This window comes from Bradyrhizobium sp. 2TAF36 (assembly GCF_052114925.1).
In the GTDB taxonomy this organism is placed as follows: domain Bacteria; phylum Pseudomonadota; class Alphaproteobacteria; order Rhizobiales; family Xanthobacteraceae; genus Bradyrhizobium; species Bradyrhizobium barranii.
This window is the reverse complement of record NZ_JBFRFR010000158.1, coordinates 1-8,660: the sequence shown is the minus strand read 5'-3', so window position 1 is coordinate 8,660 and position 8,660 is coordinate 1. Positions and strand designations below refer to the sequence as shown.

Below are 8,660 nucleotides of genomic sequence, written 5' to 3'. Positions count from 1 at the left end.
CCGAGGATGTTGCCAATAGGAGCGAGCTCACACCCCTGTTGCTCCTCAAGCTGCTCTTTCGGCATCCCCCTCTGCGAGCGATGGCGTGGTTCCGGCTTGCCACACTAATGCATCGCCGGAAGGTGAAGTTGCTGCCTGGCATTCTGAAGCGTCGCCTGCTGAGACTTTACGGACTTGAGTTGGTGCCGGGCGCGAGGATCGGGGGAGGACTGTACATCGCCCATCCGGTCGGTTGCGTGATCGTCGTGGAATCCATGGGCACGAATGTTTCAATTATGGGTAGTGTGACGTTGGGCCGCCTTAAGCCGTTGCGCTGGCCGACCGTAGGGGACAACGTGTTCTTCGGGGCCGGATGTCGCGTGCTGGGACCCATCGAGATCGGCTCAAGCGCGACGGTGGGCGCCAACGCCGTCGTCCTGACCGACATTCCATCCGGGGCGATCGCGGTTGGTGTTCCGGCACGGATACTGACACAAGATTGTGACGCTGCCGACAAATACAGATGCTCGCATGGCTGATCGCAACGGGCCCAGAGCGGGGGTCGACACGCACAGACGCCGAGGGACGGCGCCGACGGGTCCTAATCCGATTCCACGCTCCCGGCGGTCTGGTCAGTTCAAGAGGAGGAACAGGATGTTTGCCATTGCAGCCCGCACGGCAGACCGTCTCCACGGCCGCACTGCACGGACGATAGGCGCGGGCATCGCGGCAACGATCTTAATGCTCACCTCCGCAGCAATCGGTGAAGAAGTGCCTGCTCGGCCGCAGGCCAGAACTTCATTTCCAGGTCCGTCGACGACCGGCGTGCCCCTCGATTGGAAGCCGGCCACAACCTACACCAGGACAGTACGGATCTCGAAGCGCGGCGCCGTGTTGGAGGATGTGCGGCTAGTGAACGCCGACCTCATCATCGCTGCCGACGATGTTACAGTGCGGCGGGTCGAAATCCAGGGCGGTCATATCCTCAACGAGACAAACGGCAAGTGCAACAACGGGCTCCTCCTTGAGGATGTCTCTCTCGTGCGTGCGCCAGGCCAGACGACGACTGRCGCCGACGCGCCCGCGGTAGCGACCGGTGGATACATAGCACGTCGCGTGAAGATCGATGGGCTGCCGGAAGGCTTCCGCGTTGGCGGGCGGTCCCGTGGCTGCGCGGCCGTCAGGATCGAGGACAGCTACGTCAAGGTCACCTCTCCTGAGATGTGTCGCGACTGGCACGGCGACGGGATCCAGGGCTATGACGGAGCGGCGCTGACAGTCCGCAATGTGACGCTGCATATGGTCGAAGTTGGTACATGCGGTGGCACYGCCCCCTTCTTCTATCCACACAGCCAGGGTAATGAATCCGTCGAAATTGACGGGCTGCTTGTTCAAGGAGGCGGCGCACCTTTTCGACTAGGAACGCCGGGCTCAGTGCTTGGTCTGCGCATCGTCCAAGGCTCGTGGGGATATCGCCCGATCGACGTGAGGTGCTCGGCAGTCAACGGATGGGATGCGCAGATAGTGACTATCGACGCGTCGAACCAACAGGCAACGATCGTACGCACGCAACCCTGCAACACTGACGGGGGGAGCTGAGAGGTTCGGCCCGCCGGGCACAAGGCGGCGGTGCTAATCGACCGTCGCGAGACAGCTTTCCAGGACTTGCGTTTGCCGTGACGCGTTCAAGGCTCGCCTGAAAGCCGCGTCGACTGCCGCTGCTGCATCGTCCCACGTCGTTGATTTGACGCTCTCCGCAGCGATCTGTGACAGAGCATTGAAATCGGCCATCTGCATGAGGTCTTCCAAAGCCGAAGCCAAGGCGTGAGGAGTTGGAGATGTGTAGCGGACGTACGGATTGTCGAGCACGATGCGATTGTGCTCGGCATCATTGACGACCGGAACGCAACCTGCGGCGAGCATTTCATGCGGAACCAGGGACACATTGGTAAAAGACAAGCAGATTCCCGCGAAACACTGATTATATATCTCGTTGAGCTTGGCTGGGCTCACCAAGCCATGGTTGATGCAGTTGAAGGTCAGGCCCTCCAACTTCTCACCAAACAAATGTATCTGGGCATGGGGTTGCCGTTTGGCGAATAGCTCGAGAGCTAACAGCCCGAGCTCGGTCCCGCGCCGGGGCGTTCCGGTTCTCACATAAAATGCGACTCCTGAACGTCGGGACACCGGGTCACGATGGTAGCGTGACGTATCACAGCCGAACGGAAAATGGTCCGCATCCATGCCGTACTCACGCGAGAGCTTTTGCGCCAGCCACGCTCCCGCTGTGATGCCATGGAATCCCATTCGGTAAGTATTCTCTGCGATCACGCTGTACGCGCCGACAGGCTCGAAATATGGTTCGAAGTCCTGGACAAAATAGAAACGCTTCCCGGCACAGGCCGCATTGAACGCGACATAGGCAGTTGGCCAACTTGTCGCGACCACCGCGTCAGCGTCCGGCATTCCATTGCGAATATCACTTATCGGACACGTCAGCCCGTAGTGTTCGCGCGCGACGCCCTCGAAATACTTCTGGTCGGCGCCATGAATGTGATAGAAAAAGATCCGATTGTCGTACCCGGCTTTGTCAAGATACTTGATGATCCTAAAACAGGTTGTATGGCCTCCGGATCCGGGTCCCGTCGGCGTCGTCACCCAGTTAATTGAAATCGGTTCACCCGATCTCATTCTGGGTATCGATCTTGGGAGGGGTCGACTGAGGTCGGCGGCCAAGATGTCTTCGGGCAGCACAGGCCAGGCAATTCGCTTGGGGCGCATCCACGTTGCGGCTGCGGTTCTGACCCGTTCAGCGAGTCCCTGGTGGCCTTCTGCCAACAAGATATTCGTCAGCTGCCGCCCGCGACGAGCTAGCTGGATTCGAGCGGAACTTAGAGGTGACCTTGCCATAGCCTTCATGCCGCTTTTATTACCGCGTGGCGCGCGCCGTACTTTGCAAGGCCACGGATCAAATCATAATATTGCACAATAAACTTTGAAATAGATTAGGACATCACCGATATCGCGCAACGTAATTCGCGCTTAACTGACACGCCGGCGATCAACCTCGCTGCAGTCAAGCCACTTTACTCGAAAAATCCCTTGCACAGCCAAACGCTTGGAGTTACGAAAACCAAGAATTCGATTATTATGGTAAATACGCTTATATTAAAATTTAACTCGCGTGTATTTATTTATTTTGATATAATTTCAATTGTCAAACGAGCATATAGTGGATGGCCGGAGTGTGGACGAACTCTCTACCAGGTAGCTGGATCGGCCTGACCGCAGTGCCCAGCTCAAATACCGGTCTAGGCGGAAGTGTACAGCCGGCTCGCGCTGAAGCCCCGCCCGCTGGGCCCGCCCGGAAGCCGCCGCTGGTCAGGCGTGACATCTCAGTCGGTCCAAGCGCCAAGCGCACAACGAAGCTAACAATCAGCCTGCTCTATTATCTGGCGCGAGGACTGTCACGATTTGTGCTGGGACTAGCAGGACGTTCGCCGGCCCCCAAGCTGGTCATCCTCTACTATCACGGCATACCCGACGCCTATCGATCGAATTTCGTACGCCAATTGGAGTCGATCCGACGCAAGGCTCAGGTCTCACCGGCATCGCACCGTGGGAGCTTGCCTTCGGGTAAAGCCAACGTCGCGATTACATTTGACGACGCGTATGTCAGCGTCGCCAAGAATGCTTTGCCGGCGCTTACCGCACGCGGGTTTCATTCGACAATTTTTGTTCCAACCGGCACGTTGGGCGGGCCTCCACCTTGGTCGATGGAAGATGGCAGCCCCGACTCCATCGAGACTGTGATGTCGGCCGAACAGATCGCAACGCTGCCATCGGCGCTTGTCACCGTTGGGGCTCACTCCCGCACCCACCCTCGCCTCTCGCGTTTGGCTCCTGGAGATGCCCGGGAAGAGATCGAGGGCTCGCGTCACGAGCTTGAAGACCTGACGACACAAGATGTTCGTCTATTCGCCCTTCCTTACGGCGATCATGATTCCTCAACGATCGATCTGTGCAGAACGGCTGGCTATGAAGCCGTCTTCACCACCACCCCCGCCCCCGTGGATACGACTGGTTCTGACTTGGTCAGAGGGCGCGTGAAGGTTGATCCGTTCGACGGGCGTCTGGAGTTTTTTCTGAAGTACAACGGCGCCTATGCCTGGGCGCCATACCTTTCCGCATTGAAGAGGAGGCTGAAGAACCACAGATCATTTTCGGCGGATCAGAAATCTGCTCTCAGACCGTTCGTAACCTACAGGCGACCCAAGCAGTCATGAACCAGCCGCCCCGTTCATCGACGACCAGCAAGCTCCACAGTTTTCGAGATATTCCCACGCAGCTGCAGCAGTCCGAAGTGATGCATCCGCTAAACAGTTCGATGTCGAACAAATCGGCGGCCGCGGCAGTGATCCATCCTATCACCTTCGCGGATGTACCAGCGGTGGCGAAGTTTCTGCATGCCGAGCTGAATACGCGCATCACAAGCGCCGAGTGGGAGGCCGCAATCACCCCGCCATGGAGGTGCAGCCCGCCAAACCATGGCTTCCTGCTGCGTGCAGGCGAACGGATCGTCGGCGCTTATCTGGCGTTCTATTCCGAGCGGAGAATAGATGGCCAAACCGAGCGGTTCTGCAATCTTGCCGCCTGGTGCGTGCTTGACGAATACCGAACGCGCAGCGTGTTGTTGCTCAACGCACTGCTCGCGCAGAAGGGCTACCATTTCACTGATCTCTCGCCGAGCGGAAACGTGATACCGCTCAATCTCCGGCTGAAGTTCTCCCACCTGGATGCGACGACCGCCCTTGTCCCGAATCTGCCATTTCCGCTCGTATCACAGCGGGTGCGCGTCATCTCCGAGCCGCAGGAAATCGAGCGTACTCTGCATGATCGCGACCTGGAGATCTATCGCGACCACGCGCGCGCGGCTGCGGCACATCATATCGTGGTCGTTGAAGGCAATTCGACCTGCTACGTCATGTTCCGCAGGGTCCGGCGCAAGAACCTTCCAGTGTTTGCTGCGATCTTGTACGTCGGCAATCGAAAGCTGTTTCACAAGGTCGCAATGTACGTCGCGCGCCATCTGCTGCTTCGCCACGGGATCCTGGCGACGCTGACGGAGCTGCGCGTCGTAGGCGATCGCCCGAGGCGATCGATCATGCTGAAGTCGCCGAGACCAAAAATGTTTCGGAGCGCGACCTTGCGCCCGGAGCAGATCGACGACCTCTATAGTGAACTCACCTGCGTAACGTGGTGAACGGAACAGGCGGGTCGGACATGGGTCAAACGATGATACGGACGAGTTTGCATCACCTGCTCCAACATCGCGCCGCCTCACATCCAGAGGCGCCGGCGCTGACATATAGAAGCACGACCTTGAGCTACGCGGAGTTGTGGCAGCAGGCTTGCTCAGTGGCCGCAAAGCTCGCCAGCCACGGCCTCGAGCGGGAGCAGCGCGTGGCGGTGTTTCTGGAGAAGCGTATCGAGACGGTCGCGGCAATATTCGGCACTTCCGCAGCCGGCGGGACCTTCGTGCCAATCAATCCCCTTCTGCGTGCTCACCAGATCGCACACATCCTCGCCGACAGTGGCGCGCGCGTGCTGGTTACCTCCTCCGAACGGCTGGAGTTCCTTGGCGATGCGCTTAGCACGAGCCCTAGTGTCGAGCACATCCTGCTCGTTGACGCCGGACCGCACAATATCTCGCGTAACATAGGAGCGGCGATCCACCGCTGGCCGCAGTCGTCTGCTTCTGAAGATCAGGGCCCGACAGGAAACGCCGCCATTGATCTCGATATGGCTGCGATCCTCTACACGTCGGGCAGCACGGGCAAACCCAAAGGCGTCGTGCTCAGTCACCGAAACCTGATCGTTGGCGCCGAGAGCGTGAGCCAATATCTTGGGAACAATGCCAACGACGTCATCCTGGCCGCTCTGCCATTAAGCTTCGATGCCGGATTTAGCCAACTCACCACCGCCTTCAGCGTCGGTGCGCACGTGGTGCTCATGAACTACCTCCTGCCCGGCGACGTCGCGCGGCTCTGCGCCCGGCATGGCGTCACAGGCCTGACCTGTGTGCCGCCGCTGTGGATCCAGATCGCCGAGCAGGACTGGTCCCCCGAGGCCACGCGAACCATGCGATACTTCGCAAACACCGGCGGGAAGATGCCCAAGCCTGTCCTTGACAAGCTGCGGGCCCACTTCCCGCAAGCCAAGCCGTATCTGATGTACGGCCTGACCGAAGCATTCCGCTCCACCTACCTCGAGCCAGCGGAGATCGATCGCCGGCCCGGCTCCATCGGCAAAGCGATTCCGAATGCCGAGATCCTCGTGGTTCGGCCCGACGGCACCAGGTGCGATCCGGGTGAAGAAGGTGAGCTGGTTCACCGCGGCGCCCTAGTTGCGATGGGTTACTGGAACGACCCGGAGCGCACGGCCGCACGATTCCGGCCGGCGCCGGGACGGGATGCCTCATGGCGAACGCCCGAGATCGCAGTCTGGTCCGGCGACGCCGTGGTGACCGACGACGAGGGCTTCCTTTACTTCGTCGGACGCAAGGACGAGATGATCAAGACCTCCGGCTACCGAATAAGCCCGACCGAAATCGAGGATGAGGCCTACGCGACCGGGCTCGTTCGCGATGCGGTGGCGCTCGGCGTGGAGGATGGCAATCTTGGCCAGCGCATCCTGCTTGTCGCGAGCCCTACTGGAGCGAATGGCACCGATCATACCGCCATCATCGCCGCAATGAAGCGCAGATTGCCGCTCTACATGGTGCCCTCGGCCGTCATCATCCGGGATGAAATCCCGCGATCGCCAAATGGCAAGTTCGACCGCGCCATGCTGAGAAAGGAGTTTGCCTCTTGGCCCTGCGACCAACCATAGCCGCGTTTGGCCAGATCGAGGGTCAACTCGCCGTCGGTGGCGTCCCACTCACTCGGCTGGCCGAGCGGGTCGGCTCCACGCCGTTCTTCGCGTATGATCGCGCGTTGCTCACCGATCGGGTCAAACTGCTCAGGTCAACGCTACCGCGGCGCATCAAGTTGAGCTACGCAATCAAGGCCAATCCAATGCCTGCGGTGGCGCAGCATCTCGCGACGCTGGTGGACGCCTTCGACGTCGCGTCGGCATCCGAGATGCGAACGGCGCTCGACACGCCGATGCGCCCGGCCAATGTCAGTTTTGCCGGCCCCGGCAAGAACGAGGCAAGCATAGCGCAGGCCGTTGCCTCGGGTGTCATCATCGAAATCGAATCGGCCACCGAGGTTGCGCGAGTCATCAAGGCCGGCGAGCGGCTAGGGGTGCGCCCGCGGATCGCAGTCCGCGTGAACCCGGACTTCGAGGTGAAGGGTTCAGGTATGCGCATGGGCGGGGGTCCGCAGCAGTTCGGCATCGATGCCGAAAAGGTGCCATCTCTGCTCGCCGACATCGCGGCCGCGGACGTCGAGTTTCTGGGATTCCATGTCTTCGCCGGGTCCCAGAACTTGAGCGCAGATCTCATTTGCTCGGCGCAACGCCGCACAGTTGATCTCATTCTGGAGTTGGCCCGGAAGTCGCCGCCGATCCGCTACGTTAACCTCGGCGGCGGATTCGGCATTCCCTATTTTGACAAGGATCACCCGTTGGAGCTGTCGGCCATCGCCGGCAACCTCGCGGAGCTACTCGAGACTGCCATCGAGCCACAGTTGCCCGAGGCACGAGTGGTCATCGAGCTCGGCCGCTACATTGTCGGCGAGTGCGGCGTCTACGTCACCCGCGTCGTCGATCGCAAGGAGTCGCGGGGACGCCAATACCTGGTGGTCGACGGCGGACTGCACCATCAACTCGCCGCGTCCGGCAATTTTGGACAGGTGATCCGGCGAAATTATCCGATCGCGGTCGGTAACCGGCTTGGCAATGAAGCCGAGGAAGTTGTGAACGTCGTCGGCTGTCTGTGCACCCCGCTGGATTTGCTCGGGGACAACGTCAGCTTGCCGCGAGCCGAAATTGGCGATTTGATCGTTCTGTTTCAGGCCGGCGCCTACGGGTTAACAGCCAGCCCCACTGCTTTCCTTGGACACCCGCCGCCGGTTGAAGTGCTTGTATAGGCTTGAGCAATTGGAGAACAAAATGAATATTGATGATCGCACGTTTGAAGCCGTCAAAGCCGTTATCGTGAAGACGCTCGGCATCGAGGACCGGGCCAGCACGCTCGACGCGTCGACGCCCCTGTTCGGCAGCATGCCCGAGCTTGATTCCTTTGCCGTGGTCGTACTGCTGACTTCGCTCGAGGAGCAGTTCGGCTTCGAAGTCGATGGCAGCGAGTTCAGCGGTGAGATTTTTGAGACCGTGGGCTCCCTTGCGGAGTTCGTCAGGATGAGGACGCCCCTGCCGGTCCACTAAACCAAGCGGCCGATCGTCTCTCACCTGCCCTGATCGCGACGGTCAAGCGCCAACCAACTACAGGCATCCGCTCGAAGTCTTCCCCCGCAAGAAACTGTCAATGCCATGTTGACGGTTTCTGCTGCGGCAGGCGTGCACTTATGAGTAAGCGTCGTTCTCAGGCCACGGCTTTGAGGTCGTGACGGCAATAGGCCCACGGAAGCAGCTCATCGATGTTGCTGTTTGGATGGCCGTTGACGATCCTGGTGAGGGCATCGGTCAGATAGGCAAGCGGATCGACATCGTTCAGCTTA

Annotated in this window: 9 protein-coding genes; 7 read left to right on the top strand and 2 right to left on the bottom strand. The window is 59.8% G+C overall.

The features are described from left to right. Both AB4Z51_RS43175 and AB4Z51_RS43170 read left to right on the top strand, forming a co-directional pair. Positions 1 to 518 (top strand): serine O-acetyltransferase (locus AB4Z51_RS43175; protein ID WP_441499607.1); only part of this gene is annotated, 518 nt, incomplete at its 5' end. 115 nt (positions 519 to 633) lie between these two features. Beyond that, the gene (locus AB4Z51_RS43170; protein WP_441499606.1) at positions 634 to 1,578 is read left to right on the top strand and encodes a hypothetical protein; all 945 of its coding nucleotides are present in this window, start codon (positions 634 to 636) and stop codon (positions 1,576 to 1,578) included. Between the two features lie 33 nt (positions 1,579 to 1,611). On the opposite strand, the gene AB4Z51_RS43165 is transcribed toward AB4Z51_RS43170, so the two are convergent. After that, positions 1,612 to 2,670, bottom strand: coding sequence for a rhamnosyltransferase WsaF family glycosyltransferase (locus tag AB4Z51_RS43165; RefSeq protein WP_225004951.1), 1,059 nt, complete (start codon positions 2,668 to 2,670; stop codon positions 1,612 to 1,614). Between the two features lie 785 nt (positions 2,671 to 3,455). Here AB4Z51_RS43165 and AB4Z51_RS43160 point away from each other — a divergent pair. The 5 genes from AB4Z51_RS43160 to AB4Z51_RS43140 are packed head-to-tail and all read left to right on the top strand — an operon-like array spanning position 3,456 to position 8,367. Continuing rightward, complete coding sequence (locus AB4Z51_RS43160) at positions 3,456 to 4,265, top strand: polysaccharide deacetylase family protein (protein ID WP_167768074.1); 810 nt, start codon at positions 3,456 to 3,458, stop codon at positions 4,263 to 4,265. Beyond that, positions 4,262 to 5,242, top strand: a complete 981-nt coding sequence (locus AB4Z51_RS43155; RefSeq protein ID WP_228411354.1) for a hypothetical protein — start codon at positions 4,262 to 4,264, stop codon at positions 5,240 to 5,242. The genes AB4Z51_RS43160 and AB4Z51_RS43155 overlap by 4 nt, the downstream gene beginning before the upstream one ends. A 20-nt stretch (positions 5,243 to 5,262) precedes the next feature. After that, positions 5,263 to 6,870 (top strand): acyl-CoA ligase (AMP-forming), exosortase A system-associated, encoded by a 1,608-nt coding sequence (locus AB4Z51_RS43150; protein ID WP_135215046.1) that lies wholly within the window; start codon positions 5,263 to 5,265, stop codon positions 6,868 to 6,870. Then, entirely contained in the window at positions 6,849 to 8,072 is a 1,224-nt protein-coding gene (locus AB4Z51_RS43145) for a pyridoxal-dependent decarboxylase, exosortase A system-associated (RefSeq protein ID WP_135215047.1), read from the top strand. Before AB4Z51_RS43150 ends, AB4Z51_RS43145 begins: the two co-directional genes overlap by 22 nt. A 22-nt stretch (positions 8,073 to 8,094) precedes the next feature. Further along, positions 8,095 to 8,367: an acyl carrier protein gene (locus AB4Z51_RS43140; protein ID WP_135215048.1), complete on the top strand. Its 273-nt coding sequence runs from the start codon at positions 8,095 to 8,097 to the stop codon at positions 8,365 to 8,367. A gap of 157 nt (positions 8,368 to 8,524) precedes the next feature. Here the strand turns inward: AB4Z51_RS43140 and AB4Z51_RS43135 are convergent. After that, a partial coding sequence (locus AB4Z51_RS43135) for a transposase domain-containing protein (RefSeq protein WP_441499306.1) occupies positions 8,525 to 8,660 on the bottom strand: 136 nt, incomplete at its 5' end.

What these genes read in the sequence shown, in the direction of transcription:
- AB4Z51_RS43165 (WP_225004951.1), bottom strand. Translation starts at nt 2,670, where the DNA reads ATGAGATCGGGTGAACCGATTTCAATTAACTGGGTGACGACGCCGACG.
- AB4Z51_RS43155 (WP_228411354.1), top strand. Translation starts at nt 4,262, where the DNA reads ATGAACCAGCCGCCCCGTTCATCGACGACCAGCAAGCTCCACAGTTTT.
- AB4Z51_RS43150 (WP_135215046.1), top strand. Translation starts at nt 5,263, where the DNA reads ATGGGTCAAACGATGATACGGACGAGTTTGCATCACCTGCTCCAACAT.
- AB4Z51_RS43140 (WP_135215048.1), top strand. Translation starts at nt 8,095, where the DNA reads ATGAATATTGATGATCGCACGTTTGAAGCCGTCAAAGCCGTTATCGTG.